Origin of the sequence: Desulfatibacillum aliphaticivorans DSM 15576, assembly GCF_000429905.1 — a bacterium.
Taxonomy (GTDB): Bacteria; Desulfobacterota; Desulfobacteria; order Desulfobacterales; family Desulfatibacillaceae; genus Desulfatibacillum; species Desulfatibacillum aliphaticivorans.
Window position 1 is genome coordinate 131,681 of record NZ_AUCT01000018.1, and the last position, 17,891, is coordinate 149,571.

Genomic DNA, 17,891 nt, shown 5'->3' on the forward strand with positions numbered 1-17,891 from the left:
AGGGGGATAAACCATGAGTTCCATTCAACAGGAATTAGTCAATATAGTGGGGGAGGATTACGCCTCGGACCGGCGGGAGGAGTTGTTCACCTACTCCAAGGACCTGGGCACATCCCAGCCCTTGTGGCCCGAATACGTAGTGGCGCCCAAGACCACGGACGAACTCCAGGCCGTGGTCCGGCTTGCCAACGAAACCAAAACGCCCATTGTTCCGCTGGGCGGCGGCCTGACCCTGGCCGGCTTGGCCCTGCCTCAAAAGGGGGGCATCATCATCGACCTCAAACGCATGGATAAAATCCTGGAGGTCAACGAGCAGGGCCGGTACATCGTGGTGGAGGCGGGAATCTCCCACGGCAAGATCACCTCGTACTTGAAAAAGAACCACCCCAACCTCATGCATTCCGAGCCGGGCGCGCCTCCGGCGGCCACGGTAGGCGGCAACCTGGCCATTCACGGCCAGGGGGACCTGGCCCATCCCTACGGGTTCAATACGGACATGGTCAACGGCCTGGAAGTGGTGCTCCCCACGGGCGACATCGCCCGATTCGGGTCCTGCGCCGTGGGTTCGGGCTGGTACACCATGCATCCCCTGCCGGACATCGGCCTTTTCCTGGGCTGGAACGGCGCCACGGGGATCATCACCAAGGTGTCCCTCAAGCTCTATCCCTGCAAAAAATTCCGGGAAAACAATATGTTCGTGGTGGAAAACGAGGAGTTTGTCCCGGACGTGCTCTTTGAAATCTCGCACCTGGGCATGGCGGAAGACCTCATCGCCACCAGCTCGGAAATCCCGCCCATGATGAACCGGCTGCACTATATCAGCATCATCAACACCGGGGATTCGGAGGAGGAGCTGGAGTTTAAGCGGCACATGACCTTCGACGTTCAGCTTGCCAAATACATCCGAAGCGGGGTGGGCGGCATTGTGTCGCTTTATGATGAACGGACCCGCCCCCAGGTGAGCAAGTCCGCGGACTGGAAAAAAGGCGGCGGCTTTGAATACGTAGGCGCCATCGTGCCCGTGTCGTTCTATCCCGAATGCTATCGCCGGGGCTCGGAAATCTCCGGCCGGCATTTCATCCCGTACACGGTCCTTGGCCGGGTTATCGGAAGCTGCCACAGCATGATGTTCTCCTGGTCCTATGCCTTCAACCGGGCGGACGACGCCACAGTCAAGCACGCCAGGGACGCGCTGCACGAAACGGATGAACTGGTCATGGAGATTAACGGGACCATTTGGAAGCCCGCTATTTTCGGCCAGAAACTCATGCTCGAACGCATGGACCAGGGCGCTCTTCGCCTCATGAAGGAAGTGAAAAAGATTCTCGACCCCAATGGGATCATGAACCCCGGCAACTGGGAGGTGGACTAATGAATCTCATGGAATACAAATACAAGGATATGATTCACCGCTGCTTTCGATGCGGATACTGCAAGTTCCCCACGGATTGGAGCGACGTCACCAACTGCCCGCCTTACGCCAGGTTTCGCCTGGAAAGCTACTCCGCCGGCGGCAGGCTGTGGCTCATCCGCGCCTGGCTCAACGGAGAGCTGGAATGGTCCCCCAACCTGGCCAACATCGTCTATTCCTGCGTGGGCTGCAAAAACTGCGTGGAAAAATGCCCCCACAGCTTTAACGACGACGTGGTCAACATGATCATCGCCGCCAAGACCGCCATGGTGGACGAGGGGAAAATTCCCAAGGCCGTGGGCGAGTTCCTGACGAACGTCCAGTTGCACGGCAATCCCTACGGCATGGCCGCAAAGCGGCGCGAAGACTGGATGGAAGGCCTGAACCTGGAGCCCTACAAGAATCAGGAGTACCTCTTTTACGTAGGATGTGAAGGCTCCTACGACACCCGGGCCCAAGGCGCGGCCAGGGCGACCGCCAAACTCCTGCAAAAGGCCGGGGTTTCCTTCGGCGTCCTGGGCTCGCAGGAAATTTCCGACGGAAACGAAGTGGAAATGATGGGCGAAGACGCCCTTTTGGAGGATCTGGCGAAAAAGAACATCAAGATGTTCACCGATCTGGGGGTGAAAAAAATCATTACCCTCTCGCCCCATTCCTACAACGTGTTTAAAAACCGGTATCCGGATTTCGGCGGCGAGTTCCAGGTTTATCACCACAGCCAGATTCTGGCCAACCTGCTTAAAAAAGGCCTGATCAAGGCGCCCGAGCAGGCGGACGCCCGCATCACCTTTCACGATCCCTGCTTTTTGGGACGCTGGAACGAGGAATACTCGGCCCCAAGAAAAGTACTGGCCGCCATTCCCGGTGCGACCTTTGCCGAAATGGCCCGCAATAAAAAAGGCGCGCTGTGCTGCGGCGGCGGCGCCGGCAACTTTTACACGGACTTCCTGGGCGGCAGCGAGGACAGCCCGGCCCGCATCCGGGCGCGTGAGGCGGACGAAACCAAGGCCAATATCCTGGCCGTGGCCTGCCCCAACTGCCTGACCATGCTGGAGGACGCCGTGAAAACCGAAGGCCTGGAGGATAAAATCAAGGTGCGGGATATTTCGGAAATCTTGACCGCATAATGGCGCAGCCATTGTTGAAACAAATGAAGAAATCCCGGGGTGGTTTAAACTGCTCTGGGATTTCTTTTTGTATAAAGGAAATGCCATTCACCAGTTGCATTTGGACGATTGGAAGTTCTCCAAGGCGCTGACAACAATGCTGCTCCGGATAGCAAGAATGAAAGGCTGCAAGGAAGGAAGAAGGTTTTGGAGAAATCCATTTGGCCGGGGCTTACAGCGACCAAAGCAGACGATCAGGAATAGCCCAATCTTTTCCTGGCAGGCACGGGGGCCTGCAACTACAAAACTATTTAGCATCTTCGCCTGATGATGCAGTGTAGTTGCGCCCCCCTGTGGGCGCCGATAAACGTGCGAGGGGCCTTGAAAGCAAGGCAAGTCCTACGGCAACATTGAGCCGCAAATCAATAAAGGTTAAAATCCGGCTTCATGTATGTAGGTAGCCCCGGCAGAGCAGTATCCTGCCGGGGTCGCAACGCGACATGCAGTAAAACCTCACAGGCTGTAGAATCTAAGATCATATTGCGAACGAACGATCTACCCAACACAGGAGCAGAATTTCGACCCGCTCTGCATGCCCGCCGGCCGCTCCCAATTTCAACCGCCCTTAGGGCCGCACCTTGTGTGCTATCGCACCCAGGCAGCAAACAGCGCTGCCTGGGCCACCCAACGGCTTTCGCGTCAATTTTCTTTTTAAAACGGTTATGACCGGAATAGATGTCAAACAATTTTTCGGGATGCAGCAATAAGGGATTGTATCAGTCTTCCGCGCAACTACGCCTCGCCCCCCGGCTTGCCCGGAGCGGACAACGCGGCCACCTGGTTTCCGCCTGCGCGTTTGGCCTTGTACATGGCCTCATCCACTCTTTTGACCATGTCGGCCAGGTCTTCGCCGGGAATGCACTGGGTGACGCCCACGCTGATGGTCAGATGCACGTCCTTGTCCTCCACGCGATGCACCAGATCCCGCGCCTCTTCACACACCCTCTGGCCAACGCCCAACGCCTCTTCCTCGTCGGTTTCCGGCATGAGCACGGTAAACTCCTCGCCGCCGTATCGAAACGCAGTATCGGTGAGCCGGATGCAGTCCTGCACGGCCCTGGCTATGCGGGCCAGGGCGCGGTCTCCTTCAATATGGCCGTAGGTGTCGTTGAAATTCTTGAACTTGTCGATGTCGAAAAGCAAAAGGGACAAGGGCCGTCCATAGCGCCGGGCCCGGCGGATTTCCACGTCCAGGGTTTCGTAAAAGTGGCGGGAGTTATACAGCTTGGTCAGCCCGTCCGTAACGGCCAGTTCCTGGAGCTTGCCCATGAGCTTTTCCCGCTCCTGGTCAAAGGCGCGCTCCCGCAGAACCCGTTTGATGCGCAGGCTCAACTCGGAAAATTTGATGGGCTTGATAATAAAGTCGCTGGCGCCTTGCTCGATGGCGTCTTCGTAGGTGTACTGCTCGCCGAAGCCGGTCATGACAATGACGTCGGCGCCGTGCTCCTTTGTGATGAGATTGGTCAGCTCCAGGCCCTGTATGTCCGGCAGCTCAATGTCCGTGACCACAAGGTCCACCTGCCTGTTTTTCAGGATTTCCAGGGCCTGCTCGCCGTTTTCCGCCTTGACGCCGTTATAACCGGCGGCCAGGACCAACTTCAGGAGGGTATTGCCGACATCAATATCATCGTCCACAATCAAAATATCAGCGTGCCTGAAATCCGTCATGGAGCTTCTCTCCGTTTCCGTTGATCCCGTCCGTGGGCTATAATTTATAGGTCCAGCGAATTATCCCGCAAAAGGATCCTTCACGACCATGGTTTCATCGCGGCCGGGGCCGACGGAAATAATCTTGATGGGCGCGCCCAACAGCTCTTCCACCCGGTTCAGGTAGTTCCGGGCGTTTTCCGGCAGGTCGTCAAAGTTTCTGACGCCTGAGATGTCCTCGGTCCAGCCGGGCATGGTTTCATAGACCGGCTTGCACTTGGCAAGCACCTTGAGGTCGGCCGGGAAGAAATTAAGGGTTTCGCCTTCGCATTCGTACGCGGTGCAAATACTCAAGGAATCCAGGCCGCCCAGGACGTCCAGCTTGGTGATAGCCACGCCGGTCAGTCCGTTCAAACGGGCCGTGGCTTCCAACAGGACCATGTCCAGCCAGCCGCAACGGCGGCGGCGGCCGGTGGTTGCGCCGAATTCCGCGCCTTTTTCCTGGATCCGGTTTCCGACTTCGTCTTCCAGTTCCGTGGGGAAGGGGCCCATGCCCACCCGGGTGGTGTAGGCCTTGACAATGCCCAGCACTTCGTTGACCTGGCCGGGGCCTACGCCCGAGCCGGCGCACACGTTGCCGGCCACCGTATTGGAGGAGGTGACGAAAGGATAGGTGCCGTGGTCGATGTCCAGGTGGGTGCCCTGGGCGCCTTCAAAAAGCACCTGCTTGCCTTCTTTGATCCCCTGGTTCAGAACCACGGAAACGTCGACCACGTGGGGGGCCAGGCGTTTGGCGTATTCCGTGTACTCGGCGATGATGGCGTCCGGGTCCACGGGGTCCGCCTTGAAAAATTCGGTCAGGAGAAAGTTTTTTTCCTCGCAGGCTTCCCGCACCATGGAGTCAAACACTTCCGGGTCCAACAGGTCCACAAAGCGGACGCCCTTGCGGGCCGCCTTGTCTTCGTAGCAGGGGCCGATGCCGCGGCCGGTGGTGCCGATTTTCTGGGCGCCTTTTCTGGCTTCCCTGGCGTGGTCCATGGCCTGATGATAGGGCATGATAATCTGGGCGCGTTCGCTGATAAGCAGGTTATCCGCGTTGATTTCCACTCCCATGCCGAGGAGCTTGTCCACCTCCTCCAGCAAAACCTTGGGATCCACAACCACCCCGTTTCCGATGAGGCAGGTCTTGTTCTGAAGAATCCCGGAAGGAATCAGGTGGGTGATGGTCTGGGTTCCGTCCACAACCACGGTGTGTCCCGCGTTGTTTCCGCCCTGGAAACGGGTGACCATGTCGGCCTTTTCAGCCAGCATGTCCACGATCTTGCCTTTTCCCTCATCTCCCCATTGGGTGCCAACCACTACGATGTTAGCCACTTTTTGCTCCTTGTCTTTTTAGACGGAAAAATTCCTGCATGATCGTCCGGCACGCCTCTTCGCACACTCCGGAAACGATCTCCGGATGATGGTTCAAACCCGGGTCGGACGCAAAGTCGTACAAGGATCCGCAGGCGCCCCATTTGGGGTCCGGCGCTCCGAAAACCACCTTGCTGACGCGGGCGTGAATCACAGCGCCCATGCACATGATGCAGGGTTCTACGGTGCAGTATAGCACACTGTTTAACAACCTGTAATTGCCGATAACCCGGCCCGCTTCCCGCAGAGCCAGGATTTCCCCATGGGCGGCGGCGTCGTTCAGACCAATGGTCCGGTTGTGCGCCTTGATGATAAGGTCCTGATCCGGCAATACAAGAACCGCGCCCACGGGAACCTCGTCTTCATCCCATGCCGTTTTGGCCTCGTCAAGAGCCATTTGCATGTATTTGGAATGTTTTTCCATAAAAATCCTTTGTCAGGAAACAATTTTTTTTCGTCCCCGATATTTTCACCCTAATAGGGGCTTGACAAAAGGCATGAAAGAGAATAATTCAGTCCCAGTTTTTGCGCCCGTAGCTCAGCTGGATAGAGTGCCGGACTACGAATCCGTAGGTCGCAGGTTCGAATCCTGCCGGGCGTACCAAAAATAACAGGGGTCGGCCCAAGCGGGCTGATCCCTTTTGTTTTTCAGGCCTCTACAGCCTCGTTCAATCCCCTTATGTCCGCCCAGGCCCTTTCCACCGCCGCATTTACAACCGAATCTTTGAATCCCAAAACCCCGAGCCCTAATAATTAAGGATATACACCTTTCGCCGCGGAGCGTCCATAGCCTTTAGGCGGGCACACCCTAAGCCATCCCGCTGTTGAGCAATTGAAAATGATCTGCAATCACCGCATTAAATATTTTCCTGTTGCTTGCTTTCCGTATCGTTATTTTAGGATAAAGCGATAAGCTAAAATAAAAGAGAACCATATTTGAGGGGAAAGTCAGACGCTCATGTGCAGTTCGAGCCCCCCCCTTCTTGCGAGCATTTTTACAGGTACGCGGATTTCATCGAGATTTTAAGTCGCGGCGCCGAGATTCCGGACTGATACGAGCATCCGGCATCCAATCCGTAGGTCTTAGGTTTGAATCCTGCCGGGCGCACTAAAAACAACAGGAATCGGCCCAAGCGGGCTGATCCCTGTTGTTTTTTGCGGCCTCTTTCTTTTCCGCATGTTCGGCAGGCTAAAATTATCCGTCCGCCGGATCTATGCCTGAAGCGACTTAATGACGGCCATGCAATCCTCCAGCTTCATGATCTTGGGGACCGGATAGTTGGGGTTGCACTCGCTCAATGCGCGCTCGGCAATCAGCGGGATGTCTTCATCCTTAATTTGCTCGAACTTCTCGGGAATCCCGATTCGCTTATTGAGATCCCTGAGGGCTTGAATAAATGCGTTGGCTTTTTGGGCTTTGTCCATGCCGGCGGCGCTGATGCCGGTCATGTCGGCAAGCTCCGCCAACTGTTTGTGGATTATTTTGCCATACCAATCGAGCACATAAGGCAGGATGACCGACATGGCCAGGCCGTGGGGAATGCCGTACATGCCGCCGAGATTGTGGCCTATGGTGTGGACGTTGCCCACGCCCCCGCGGGTAAAGGCGACCCCGGCTTCATAGGCCGCGCGCAGCATCTGGCCACGGGCTTCCACGTCTTGGCCGTTATTATAGGCTTTTTCGATATTGTCGAAAATGAGCTGGATGGCCTTTATGGCTTTGAGGCGCGTACTTTCGTTATTATAAAACTTGCCGATATAGGACTCCACAGCGTGCGTCATGGCGTCCATACCTGTCGTAGACGTGATGTGCGGAGGCAGGTCCAGCGTCAGCATGGGGTCCAAAACCGCGTACCGCGGCCGGAGGACGAAGTCCCCCACCGGAAATTTTTCGTGGGTTTCAGGATTGGACACCACCGCTGCGATGGTTGTCTCGGAGCCGGTGCCGGCGGTTGTAGGCACCGCAAAAAGCATAGGCGGAAGCAAAGAGCCCATTCTCAAAGCAGGAAGGATCACCTTGAACAGCCCCTTCATCTTAACCACCGAACGCCCGGGACGGGCCACCCGTGCGCCTGTCACTTTGGCGCAATCCATGGGAGATCCGCCGCCGAACGCAATGATGGCCTGGCATTTGTTCGCGTTGTATACATCCAGCGCGCCTTCAATGTTTGCAATGGTCGGATTGGGCTGCACCTGGTCGTAAACGAAATATTGAATGCCGGCCGCCTTCAAAGCCTCAAAAAGCGTGTCGAGCAGGTTCAGTCCCATGAGCACCGCGTCCGTGACCACCAAAACCCTTTCAAACCCCTTTTCCTTAATAACAGCGGGAAGTTTCTTAACGCTGTCCGGGCCGTCTATGATTTCCGGCTCGAGCCAGGGAGACACTTTCATCCCCAACCCCAATCCGTATTGATAAGTCCGGTAGTAAGCCTTTTTTAATTGCCAGATCATGATCCCCCTCCTTAAAGTTAAGTTGCAAGCCGATTCTATCCGGTATACTTGGCATGCCTCGCGCCGGCATCGGCAATGACGGCGGTCCCCTCCGGCTTGCGGCGAAGCGGCTTCCGCCGTTCCGCCAGGATTAAACAGCTCGGTTACGCCTCTGAAAGGCGTTCATTTCGACTGGTGTTAACATAAAAAAAACGATGCCGCCACTGGCCGGTCAAAGCGGGAATTCTTTGATAGAAAAAATACGTCTTCCCGGCCTATCTGCCTAAATTACTTCCAGAAAATAACCCCTGAAAACTGGAATTCCGGTGTAAATATGGAACACCCCTGTCAAAAGCGGAAAAGGCGCGCTCATAAAGGGCCGGTCGCAAATAAAGGGCTTTTGAGAGACATCCAGAATAACAAAATATATCCACTGTGGACATTTCATATCTTGTACATAGGATTTTAATGCATAGCTCAGCCATGGTGCGCTCTTCTTGAAATATTCGAATTGAGAACTTTTGGAAGGCGGATAAGACAGCAAAATATAATTATTTCAGCATGATAAAAAATAAATTGTGATCGGCGACATCTCTTAACAACGCATAAACCGTAGATGCAGTAACTTAAATTTCATATTAGGAAGTCGGTCTTTGGTTGACTTTTAAACCTCTTTTCCAGGCCGCCAAAAGTCAACCAAAGACTTGACCCCTTATTACAGAGTTTCCTTGACCTGGATCATCAAGGCCTGGCCTTCGGCGCAGACCATGCCCTCGGCGATCAAGTCCACGCCGATGGTCACTTTGCGGCCCTTGATTTCCAATACCTTGCCCCGAAGCTCGATCTCCGCGCCAATGGGCGTGGGCGCCTTAAAATTCACATTCAAATTGGCGGTGACAAACCGGGGCATGGTCTCCCGGGTCATTTCCTGGCCCAGCTCCTTGATCTTGGCGGCAGCGGCCGTGCCAGCAGCATGGCAGTCGATGAGCGAGGCGATAAGCCCGCCGTAAACAATGTGCTTCATCCCGCCGGTGTAATAATCCCGGGGGTGGATGCGGCACACGCTTTCTTCGCCGTCCCAATAGCTTTTGATCTGCATGCCGTGCTCGTTCAGCCTGCCGCAGCCGTAGCAATGGGAGTAATCGTCCGGATAAAAGTCCTGAAAAGCCTCTAATTTGTCTTCCATGTGCAAACCCTTCCGTAAAAATAATGGTGGTGAAAAATAAAATTATAGCATGTTCACCGGGTCAACATCAATGACGGCGGTGGGGCCTTTGGCCCCGGCCTTGCTTTGGATGATCCGGTTCACCTGCCTCAGGTATGCCCGAAAGGCCTTGTGATCCAACCCCTTCAAAAGCATTTGCCACCGGTGCATGCGAGCGATCCGCGCAATGGGCGACGGGATGGGCCCCAACACCTGGACGGAATTCTTAAAGGCTTTTTCAGCCCATAGGAGCTTGCGGCATTCCTCGCCTATGGAATTGGCGAAGGCGCCGGTCTCCTTGGAATCCTCCCCGGTGAAGCGGATTTGCGCCAGCCGGGCGAAAGGGGGATATTTCAATTGATGCCGGAACTTTAGCTCTTCGTTGCAAAAGGCGTCATAATCGTTGGCGCAGGCCGTAGTGATGCAAAAATGCTCCGGGTTGTAGGTCTGGAGCACCACCCGGCCGGGCTTTTCGCCGCGGCCCGCCCTGCCCGCCACCTGGGCCAATAGCTGGAAGGTCCGCTCCCCGGCCCGGAAGTCCGGAAATCCCATGGAGAGGTCCGCGCACACCACGCCCACGAGGGTGATGTTGGGAAAGTCATGCCCTTTGGTGATCATCTGGGTGCCCACCACGATGTCCGTGGTTTTTTCTCGCAGGCCCTTCAAAACCGAGACCAGCCCGCCTTTTTTCGCGGCCGTGTCCCGGTCCAGCCGGCCTATGCTGGCTTGCGGAAACATGGACCGGAGGGAGTCTTCCACCTTTTCCGTGCCCATGCCCATCATCTTAAGTTTGCGGGAGCCGCACGAGGGGCAGCCTTTTGTTATGTCCTGGCAAAAGCCGCAGTAGTGGCACTGGAAGCAGCCGTCCTCCTGGTGATAGGTCAGGGACACGTCGCAATGAGCGCAGGTTATGGTTCCGCCGCACTCCAGGCAGACCGGAAAATTGGCGAACCCGCGGCGATTGAGGAAAAGCAGGGCCTGTTCGTTTTTCGCCAGGGTTTCAGTCAGATGATGTTTAAGCACGTCGGTCAAAAGGGAGCGATTTTGACCTGTGGTTGTGTTGCGGAGATCCACCAGGGTGACTTCCGGGAAAGGCCGCTCCGCCACCCGGTTTTTGATGCTGATCTTTTGGAATTTGCCGTTGGCGCAATTATGCCGCGAGGATATGGACGGCGTGGCCGATCCCAGCACGGTCACGGCTTTTTCCATGTGGCATCGCATGACCGCCAGGTCCCGGGCCTGATACCGCAAGCGGCTGTCCTGTTTGTAGGATTCGTCGTGCTCCTCGTCCACAATGACCAACCCGAGATTTTTCACCGGCGCGAAAATGGACGAACGCGCGCCTAAAGCGATGGGCGCCTGGCCCCGGACGATGCGCATCCACTGGTCCAGGCGTTCGCCGTCGGTCAGGCCCGAGTGGAGCACCGCCACTTTTTCGCCGAATCGGGCCAAAAAGCGCCTTTGCATCTGGGAAATCAAGGCGATCTCCGGCACCAGCACAATGACCGAAAGGCCTTGCTCCAGGGCTTTTTCCACGCACCGGAGATACACCTCGGTCTTGCCGCTGCCGGTCACGCCGTGGAGGAGGATGGATTTGTATCCCCGGCCCAGGGCTTGCGTGATTTCCTTGTATGCGACCTCCTGCTCGGAGGTGAGGGTGAAGCGGGTTTCGTCGGGCGGGATGGGCTCGCCGAAGGGATCGCGGTAGACCTCTTTTTCAAACACCTGGATTTCCCCGGCCTCCTCCATCTCCCAAATCCAACGGGGCGCGGACGGAACCTCCTTTTTCAGGGCCCGCATGGCCATTTCCCCGTCTTTGGGAAGAATTTCCAGGATCTTGTGCCGGGATTTCTGCCGGGCCGGGGCGTCGCTTTTATCTTTCAAGGCTTTTATATAGGTTTCGGTCTTGGAGCGGACCCGGCCCTTTTGCATGACCCGGTTGATCTCCACAAAGCCTTTACGCTGCATGGTCAAAATGGTGGAGACCGAAGCGCCTTTGCCCGCCTTTTTGACCAATTGATTCTGGGCAGTGGCGCCCGCAGTCAGCAAAATTTCCAGAAACCGCTGTTCCTTGGGGTTGGCCTGGCCGGCTTCCAGGGCTTTTTCCCCTTCAGGCAGGATTTGCACCATGGCCAGTTCCAGGTGGTTAACGCCGGAAGGCAGGGATTCCTTGATGGTCAGGCCCAGAGGATAGAGGTAATAATCGGCCAGCCACCGGAAAAGGGGAACCATGGCTTCGGGAAACAGGGGGAGCTCGTCCAGGATATCCAGGATGGACCGGGCTTTAAAGCCCTCGGGCTTGGGTGCAGGCCCCAGGATATAGCCCGTGACCCTGCGCCGCCCCATGGGGACCAGCACCCTCTTGCCGGGCTCGGCAAGGGGCGCCTGATCCTGGGGCAGCTTGTAGGTCAGGGTTTGCTCCAGAGGCGCGGCGACAGCCACCTCCAGATAGGCATCCTGAGGTTGGGAGGCGCCCCGTCTGACTCCCGGTTCCTTCACTTGGCGGTTGCGCCCGTGAATTCGCCGTCTTTATAAATGACCAGGGACTCGCCGGATTTCAGGTGCGCGGTGACGGTTTTCTTTTCCGTGTTCACCAGGTCCCAATGAAGGGCGGAGTCATTGAAGCCCAATTTCTTTTTCAGGTCGGCGTCCAGTTCCTTGGCGTCCCCGGAGTAGGTGTCGGCGTAGGAGGCTCCGATGGCCACGTGGCAGTTGCCGAACTTGCCGCCGTAGTTCTCGTCGAACAGGGTGTTGGCCATGAACTTGTCGATTTTGGAGAAGGTTCTGTCCGTCAGGGAGAATTCGCCCAAACGGCCCGCGCCTTTATCCATGGCCACTTGTTTTTTCACAAAATCCTCGCCCTGTTTGGCCGTAACCTTCACCACCTTGCCCTTGGAAAACTCCAGGCGGACGTCCTTGACGTAGTTTCCGCTCCGGAACGAGGGCTGATTGGCGAAATACACCCCTTCCGTTCCGCGCCAGTCCGGGGAGAGAAAAAGCTCGAAGCTGGGAATGTTATGGCCGGAAATGCCGATCCAGCGGCGTTTTTCGCCTGGATCGACCTTGAGGTCCGTATTGGCGGATTTTACCTGGTAATAATCCACATCCATCCCGTTAAGCCAGGCCTTGAGGCTGGTGGCGCGATTGAACAGCTTTTGCCATTCCTTGGCCGGGTCGTCGTGATCCAGCAGGCAGGCTTTGATCCACTGCTCGGTGTAGGCTTTCAGGGACAATTTGGCCTGCTTGGCCAGTTCCTGAGTCGGGACAATGCCCAAGGTCCAGCCGAAGGCGCCGTCCTGCTCCCGTTTGTCCAGGATGTCCCGGAACGGCTTGCGGGCCACGGCGGCCTTGCCCATTTTGGAGGAGTCTATGTGCGCCAGATGGGTGAGAGACTCCGGGGCAATCAGGCTGATGCTGCCGTTGATGTTCTGAAAAAGCTCCTCGTCTCCCGGTGGGATGAACACCAGTTGCTTGTTGCTGGAAAGCTCGTAGAATTGCCGTTCCATGGTCGGGGTGTAGCTCATCCGGAGAATGGGGTTCATGCCCTGCTCCAAAAGCATGGCCTGGAGGACTTCGGCGGTTTCCATGGCGGCCCGGTCGTACCTGACTAAAATGGAGTCGCCTTTTTTGTATTTATCCACCCTGGCCGTGGTCAATCCCCACCAGAAAACCTGCGCATATTTCTTCAACAACTCAAGGTCCATACTCGCCTCCGTAAACAACGCCTTTTGCAGGCCTGTGCAGCTATTTGAAGTTCGGACGAAAACGCCATTATCGCTATGGTTAACCCGCCTTCTTGACAGGGTATCAATAGTTACATACTATCTTCCAGCAACGCAAGACCGCAAGCAATTTCCATAGATTAAAAGGGAGAAACCCATGAGCGATAATACCGAGACCCTGCTTATCAACGCCAACATCGAAATTCCCGTAGAGGCTCTGAAAACCATTGTGGCCAAGGCCAAGGAGGCTGTAGGCGCCGACGCCAAGGGAATATACCGGGTGGATACGTCCGAAGCGGTGAACAAAATCATCACCAAGTTCCTGGCCGAAAGGGACTTCATGGACTTTGTTTCCGACCTGACCAACTACCAGGAAAAATCCTGATTATGGCATCCAATATCCAGTACGAAAAGGACCTGAACGAATCCCAGTACGAGGCGGTAACCACCCTGGAGGGGCCCATGCTGGTCATCGCAGGGGCGGGCAGCGGCAAAACCCGCACCCTGACCTATCGGGTGGCCCGTCTGGTGGACTCCGGGGCGCCGCCGGCCCGCATCCTGCTTTTGACCTTCACACGCAAAGCCTCGGAGGAAATGCTCCGAAGGGCGGGCGTGCTTTTGGGCATGGACTGCGACGACGTCGCAGGCGGCACGTTTCACTCTTTTTCGCACCAGATGCTTAGGCGCTACGCCTTTAAGCTGGGCTTTGACCCGGGATTCGTCATCCTGGACAGGCCGGACTGCGAAGCGCTCATCGACCGTCTGAAAAAGGAATTGGTTCCCAAAGGCGTGAGGAACTTCCCTCGTAAAGGGACGGTCGCGTCCATTTTCAGCCGAAGCGCCAACACGGGCATGAGCGTGGAAAAAATCCTGTTTTCCGAATACAACCACTTCATTCCCCACAAAGACATCCTGGACGAGATGTACACCCAGTACGCCATGACCAAGTCCCAGGAAAACCTGATGGACTTTGACGACCTGTTGCTGCATATGCGCATTATGCTGGCCACGGAGCCGGAAATCCGGGACGTCATATCCAAAAAATACGATTACATCATGGTGGATGAGTACCAGGACACCAATCTGATTCAGGCGGACATCCTCAGATACCTGGGCGAGGGCCACCAGAACGTCATGGTGGTTGGGGACGACTGCCAAAGCATATACGGATTCCGGGGCGCCAACTTTGAAAACATCATGCGCTTTCCAGACGTGTTTCCGGGCACAAAAATCATCCGGCTTGAGGAGAATTACAGGTCCTACCAGCCCGTACTGGACGTGACCAACAAGATCGTCAAGCAGGCGACCAGAAAATACAGCAAGACCCTGTTCACCAATCTCCAGGGTGGGGCCGCGCCCGTCCTGGTAAGTACACGGGATGAGAATTCCCAGTCCCATTTCGTGGTGGACGAAATCAAGAGGCTGCAAAGCCAGGAGATTCCCTTGCGGGAGATCGCCGTCCTGTTCCGGGCGGGGTATCAGTCCTTTGACCTGGAAGTGGAGCTGACCCGGGCGGGAATCAAATTCGTCAAATACGGGGGATTCAAGTTCATGGAATCCGCCCATATCAAGGACGCGCTGGTGCATTTGCGGATCGCCGCCTTTCCCACGGACAAGCTGAGCTGGCATCGCGCCCTTTTGCTGTTGAATAAAGTGGGCGCTAAAACCGCCCAGACCTTGTCGGATAAAATCTGCTCCGGCCCGGGCCTGGCCGCCGTCAAGCCTGCGCCTTCATACAAATCCGGGTTTAATGCTTTGCGGGATTTGATCAAGGATATTTCCCGGCCCGGACAAAAGGTGGCGGACGTCGGCAAGAAGGTTTTGGAGTACTACCGTCCCTATTTGGAGAGCAACTTTGACAACTGGCCCAAACGCCAAAAGGATCTGGACCAGCTTGTCTCCATGATGGAGCGTTACGGCGCCGATCTTGCCAAGTTTATTCACGACGTCACCCTGGAGCCTCCCACCAGCACAGTGGAAGACGTCCTGGCTGTGGGCGAAGCCCCGCCGGACCGCATGGTCCTTTCCACCATCCATTCGGCCAAGGGCCTGGAATGGGAGGCGGTGTTCGTCATATGGACCTTGGACGGCCGGTTTCCTTCGCGCCAGGCCGTGGCCAAAGAGGGCGAAAGCCTGGAAGAGGAGCTTCGCCTGATGTACGTGGCGGCCACCAGGGCGAAAAAGGAGCTGTTTTTCGTGCATCCCACGGATGTTTTCGACGCGGCGTCCATGACCTATTTGTATCGCCCCTCCCGGTTTTTGGAACGGCTTCCAAGAACGGTGTTGAGGAGGGAGTCGTACTAACCCCTTATCAAAATTACGATCATCCGGAGGAACCATGCGCAATTTTTCAAAAAAATCCCGCATGACCACAGTTGTGATTTTGACGTTCATTTGTACGGCCGGATTCCTGGTAAGCGTATGTTTTGCGGAGGACGTCAAGGGCGGCCTTGGCCTGGACGCCGATGTTGTGGTGGGCGGCAGCGGTTCCGCGTTGGGCGCATTCAGCCTTTTGGCGGAAGCCTATATGGCCGAGCATCCCGGAGTTTCCGTCAAGGTTTTGCCAAGCCTGGGCAGCGGCGGGGGAATTAAGGCTTTGGCCAAAAAACGCATCGACTTCAGCCTGAGCGTGCGGCCTTTAAAGGACAAGGAAAAGGCGCAGGGGCTCTGGCAAAAGATCTACGCCAGGGCGCCCTTTGTTTTTGCAACCACTGCGGCTTCCTCCGGCGAAAGTATTACGTACCAGCAACTGGAGGGAATTTATTCGGGCGACATCCAGTCCTGGCCGGACGGCGGCCCGATCCACCTGATTGTGCGCCCCGCTCAGGAGTCTGACACACTATACATCAAATCCATGACTCCTGAACTGGATAAAGCAGTAGACAAGGCCCTTGCCCGTCGTGGTATGATGTTCGCCGTAACGGATCAGGATACCGCAGACTTGCTGGAATCCAATAAAGGGGCGCTCGCCTCCTTGTCCTTGGGGCAAATCATGGCCGAGAAAAGAGCGGTGAATATTCTTTCCCTGGAAGGCGCTCCGCCCCTGATAGACGGCAAGGTCAATCCCGAATATCCTTATTTCAAAACCTATTACATGATATTCAGGCCCGGCATGAGTCCTGCGGCCCGGCAATTTGCAGACTTTGTTTTTTCCGACAGGGGAGTAAAAATTCTGGAGGACACGGGCCACCTAAGGCCTTAGCAACCTATTGAGAGGCCTATGTCTGATCGCATCAGCGCTATCACAACACTTATCGCCGCCATCATATCCGGCGTGATCGCGCTGGGAACCCCCCTTGTGTATTTCGCCACCGCTTACCAGCACGAAAAAGCCGTTGTCAGCACTGCCGCTGAAATCACCACGCGCATGGTCAGCAACTTCGCCGCCCAGTATCCGGGGCTTTGGCCTTTTATGGAGTACCGGATAGAGGAGGTTCTATACCGCAGCGGCGGCGACGTGCCGGAAGGCGTGTCCAAACAGATTCTGGATAAAGACAACAACGTGGTGCTGGACATTCCCCATGAAGCGCCTTTTCCCGCCATCACCCTGGAAAAGCGTTTCTGGATATCCGGCCAGCCAGTGGGCGCGGTGGTCCTAAAACGCTCTTACCGGGGATTGTTGAAAAAAACGGCCGTTGCCGTATTGGTTGGGCTGTTGGCCGGGCTCATGAGCTTTTTGGCCCTGCGCCGCCTGCCCATAAGCGCCCTGAACAAAGCCCTGGCCGATCTTTACGAAGAAAAGGAAAAAACCAGCGCCATATTAAAAGGGATCGGAGACGCGGTCATCACCATTGATAGAGACCTCTGCGTGCTCACGGCCAACATGAGAGCGGAGATCGTCCTTGGCGCCGCCCAGGAGGTTTTGGCCGGAAAATCCATGGAAAGCCTTTTTTCCGCCGACGCGTTCGAACATGCGGAACTGCTGCCCTCTTTTTTCAGGCGGGTCACTGCCCAGGGCGAAATTCTTGTTTTTCCCAACGACATTATTCGGAAGCAGGGAGGAAGGGAATTTTTCAGCCTGAGCGGCGCCCCCATACGGGATAAACGCGGGGTGATTACGGGCGGCGTTTTTGTGATTCGGGACGTCACGCAGCATCATCAGTTCCAGGAGGAGCAGCTTAAGCTGCAGCAGATGGAGTCTCTTGGAGTACTTGCCGGAGGCATAGCCCACGACTTCAACAATCTGCTTTCCCTGATCCTTGGCAATGCGGAGCTGGTGGCTGTAGACATGGCCCCGGACGACCCTAATAAGAAAATGCTTTTAAATGCGTGCGAATCCATTGAACACGCCCGCAGCCTGACCGGACGGCTTCTGACCTTTTCCTCCGGCGGCGCGCCTTTGCAGGAGGAAATCAATATTTCCCAGCTTATAAAGCAGCGGGCCGACTCTCTTTTGGCGGGCTCCAACATTCGGGTGCATTACAACATGCTGCCCAGCATCTTTCCCGTTTCTGCAGACGTTGTGCAGATGGGACAGGTCGTCCAGAACATTGTATTAAACGCTAAGGAAGCTATGCCAGATGGGGGGGATCTGAAAATTTCCGCCGAAAATGTGATCCTGGAGGAAAACAACCTTCTTACCCTGCCGCCCGGCGCTTACGTCCGAATTTCCTTTTCCGACACAGGTCCGGGCATCTCCCTCGAAAACCGATCCCGCATTTTCGAGCCGTATTTTTCCACCAAAACCCGAGGAACCCAAAAAGGAATGGGCCTGGGCCTTGCCACGTGCCTGTCCATCATAAAAAAGCACGGAGGCGCCCTCAGCGTGGAGTCCAACCCGGAAAAGGGCGCTGTTTTTCACGTGATTCTTCCCGCCATTTAAAGCTCCCTTGCATTGCTCGCCCGATTGATTTAAATAAACGGCAATACGCATGTAAAACGTAAATAATCCGCAACGC

At 55.9% G+C, this 17,891-nt stretch carries 13 protein-coding genes and 1 tRNA gene; 7 read left to right on the forward strand and 7 right to left on the reverse strand.

The genetic code is table 11. The features are described 5' to 3' along the window. Positions 1-13 precede the first annotated feature (13 nt). Positions 14-1,372: an FAD-binding oxidoreductase gene (locus G491_RS0116170; RefSeq protein WP_028315340.1), complete on the forward strand. Its 1,359-nt coding sequence runs from the start codon at positions 14-16 to the stop codon at positions 1,370-1,372. Further along, on the forward strand, positions 1,372-2,538 hold the full coding sequence (locus G491_RS0116175) for a (Fe-S)-binding protein (RefSeq protein ID WP_015947595.1): 1,167 nt from the start codon (positions 1,372-1,374) through the stop codon (positions 2,536-2,538). The genes G491_RS0116170 and G491_RS0116175 overlap by 1 nt, the downstream gene beginning before the upstream one ends. A 771-nt stretch (positions 2,539-3,309) precedes the next feature. Here the strand turns inward: G491_RS0116175 and G491_RS0116185 are convergent. Genes G491_RS0116185 through tadA form a run of 3 tightly spaced genes read right to left on the reverse strand, consistent with a single transcriptional unit; the run spans position 3,310 to position 6,061 of the window. Next, complete coding sequence (locus tag G491_RS0116185) at positions 3,310-4,245, reverse strand: GGDEF domain-containing response regulator (RefSeq protein ID WP_028315341.1); 936 nt, start codon at positions 4,243-4,245, stop codon at positions 3,310-3,312. A 60-nt stretch (positions 4,246-4,305) separates the two neighbouring features. Next, a complete protein-coding gene (locus G491_RS0116190) occupies positions 4,306-5,598 on the reverse strand; it encodes an adenylosuccinate synthase (RefSeq protein WP_028315342.1) in 1,293 nt (430 codons plus the stop codon). Continuing rightward, positions 5,591-6,061, reverse strand: a complete 471-nt coding sequence (gene tadA, locus G491_RS0116195; protein WP_028315343.1) for a tRNA adenosine(34) deaminase TadA — start codon at positions 6,059-6,061, stop codon at positions 5,591-5,593. The genes G491_RS0116190 and tadA overlap by 8 nt, the downstream gene beginning before the upstream one ends. Before the next feature lie 103 nt (positions 6,062-6,164). Here tadA and G491_RS0116200 point away from each other — a divergent pair. Continuing rightward, a tRNA-Arg gene (locus G491_RS0116200) sits at positions 6,165-6,241 on the forward strand. Between the two features lie 608 nt (positions 6,242-6,849). On the opposite strand, the gene G491_RS0116205 is transcribed toward G491_RS0116200, so the two are convergent. The 4 genes from G491_RS0116205 to G491_RS0116220 all read right to left on the reverse strand — a co-directional run bounded on the left by G491_RS0116205 (position 6,850) and on the right by G491_RS0116220 (position 12,975). Beyond that, on the reverse strand, positions 6,850-8,088 hold the full coding sequence (locus tag G491_RS0116205; RefSeq protein WP_028315344.1) for an iron-containing alcohol dehydrogenase: 1,239 nt from the start codon (positions 8,086-8,088) through the stop codon (positions 6,850-6,852). Positions 8,089-8,782: 694 nt separating this feature from the next. Next, the gene (locus G491_RS0116210; RefSeq protein ID WP_028315345.1) at positions 8,783-9,253 is read right to left on the reverse strand and encodes a PaaI family thioesterase; all 471 of its coding nucleotides are present in this window, start codon (positions 9,251-9,253) and stop codon (positions 8,783-8,785) included. A gap of 42 nt (positions 9,254-9,295) precedes the next feature. Further along, the gene (gene priA, locus G491_RS0116215) at positions 9,296-11,770 is read right to left on the reverse strand and encodes a replication restart helicase PriA (RefSeq protein WP_051327307.1); all 2,475 of its coding nucleotides are present in this window, start codon (positions 11,768-11,770) and stop codon (positions 9,296-9,298) included. Further along, complete coding sequence (locus G491_RS0116220) at positions 11,767-12,975, reverse strand: aminopeptidase (RefSeq protein ID WP_028315347.1); 1,209 nt, start codon at positions 12,973-12,975, stop codon at positions 11,767-11,769. The genes priA and G491_RS0116220 overlap by 4 nt, the downstream gene beginning before the upstream one ends. A gap of 175 nt (positions 12,976-13,150) precedes the next feature. Here G491_RS0116220 and G491_RS0116225 point away from each other — a divergent pair, with 175 nt between their 5' ends. The 4 genes from G491_RS0116225 to G491_RS34075 are packed head-to-tail and all read left to right on the forward strand — an operon-like array spanning position 13,151 to position 17,815. Further along, positions 13,151-13,378 (forward strand): hypothetical protein, encoded by a 228-nt coding sequence (locus G491_RS0116225; protein ID WP_028315348.1) that lies wholly within the window; start codon positions 13,151-13,153, stop codon positions 13,376-13,378. 2 nt (positions 13,379-13,380) lie between these two features. Continuing rightward, entirely contained in the window at positions 13,381-15,297 is a 1,917-nt protein-coding gene (locus G491_RS31115; protein WP_035219111.1) for an ATP-dependent helicase, read from the forward strand. Positions 15,298-15,331: 34 nt separating this feature from the next. Further along, positions 15,332-16,195: a substrate-binding domain-containing protein gene (locus tag G491_RS31120; protein ID WP_051327308.1), complete on the forward strand. Its 864-nt coding sequence runs from the start codon at positions 15,332-15,334 to the stop codon at positions 16,193-16,195. Positions 16,196-16,213: 18 nt separating this feature from the next. Beyond that, positions 16,214-17,815: a two-component system sensor histidine kinase NtrB gene (locus tag G491_RS34075; RefSeq protein ID WP_028315349.1), complete on the forward strand. Its 1,602-nt coding sequence runs from the start codon at positions 16,214-16,216 to the stop codon at positions 17,813-17,815. Positions 17,816-17,891: the final 76 nt, after the last annotated feature.

Excerpts from the sequence above, each read along its gene's own strand:
- G491_RS0116170 (WP_028315340.1), top strand. The coding sequence starts at position 14 with ATGAGTTCCATTCAACAGGAATTAGTCAATATAGTGGGGGAGGATTAC.
- G491_RS0116175 (WP_015947595.1), top strand. The coding sequence starts at position 1,372 with ATGAATCTCATGGAATACAAATACAAGGATATGATTCACCGCTGCTTT.
- G491_RS0116185 (WP_028315341.1), bottom strand. The coding sequence starts at position 4,245 with ATGACGGATTTCAGGCACGCTGATATTTTGATTGTGGACGATGATATT.
- tadA (WP_028315343.1), bottom strand. The coding sequence starts at position 6,061 with ATGGAAAAACATTCCAAATACATGCAAATGGCTCTTGACGAGGCCAAA.
- G491_RS0116205 (WP_028315344.1), bottom strand. The coding sequence starts at position 8,088 with ATGATCTGGCAATTAAAAAAGGCTTACTACCGGACTTATCAATACGGA.
- G491_RS0116210 (WP_028315345.1), bottom strand. The coding sequence starts at position 9,253 with ATGGAAGACAAATTAGAGGCTTTTCAGGACTTTTATCCGGACGATTAC.
- G491_RS0116220 (WP_028315347.1), bottom strand. The coding sequence starts at position 12,975 with ATGGACCTTGAGTTGTTGAAGAAATATGCGCAGGTTTTCTGGTGGGGA.
- G491_RS0116225 (WP_028315348.1), top strand. The coding sequence starts at position 13,151 with ATGAGCGATAATACCGAGACCCTGCTTATCAACGCCAACATCGAAATT.
- G491_RS31115 (WP_035219111.1), top strand. The coding sequence starts at position 13,381 with ATGGCATCCAATATCCAGTACGAAAAGGACCTGAACGAATCCCAGTAC.
- G491_RS31120 (WP_051327308.1), top strand. The coding sequence starts at position 15,332 with ATGCGCAATTTTTCAAAAAAATCCCGCATGACCACAGTTGTGATTTTG.
- G491_RS34075 (WP_028315349.1), top strand. The coding sequence starts at position 16,214 with ATGTCTGATCGCATCAGCGCTATCACAACACTTATCGCCGCCATCATA.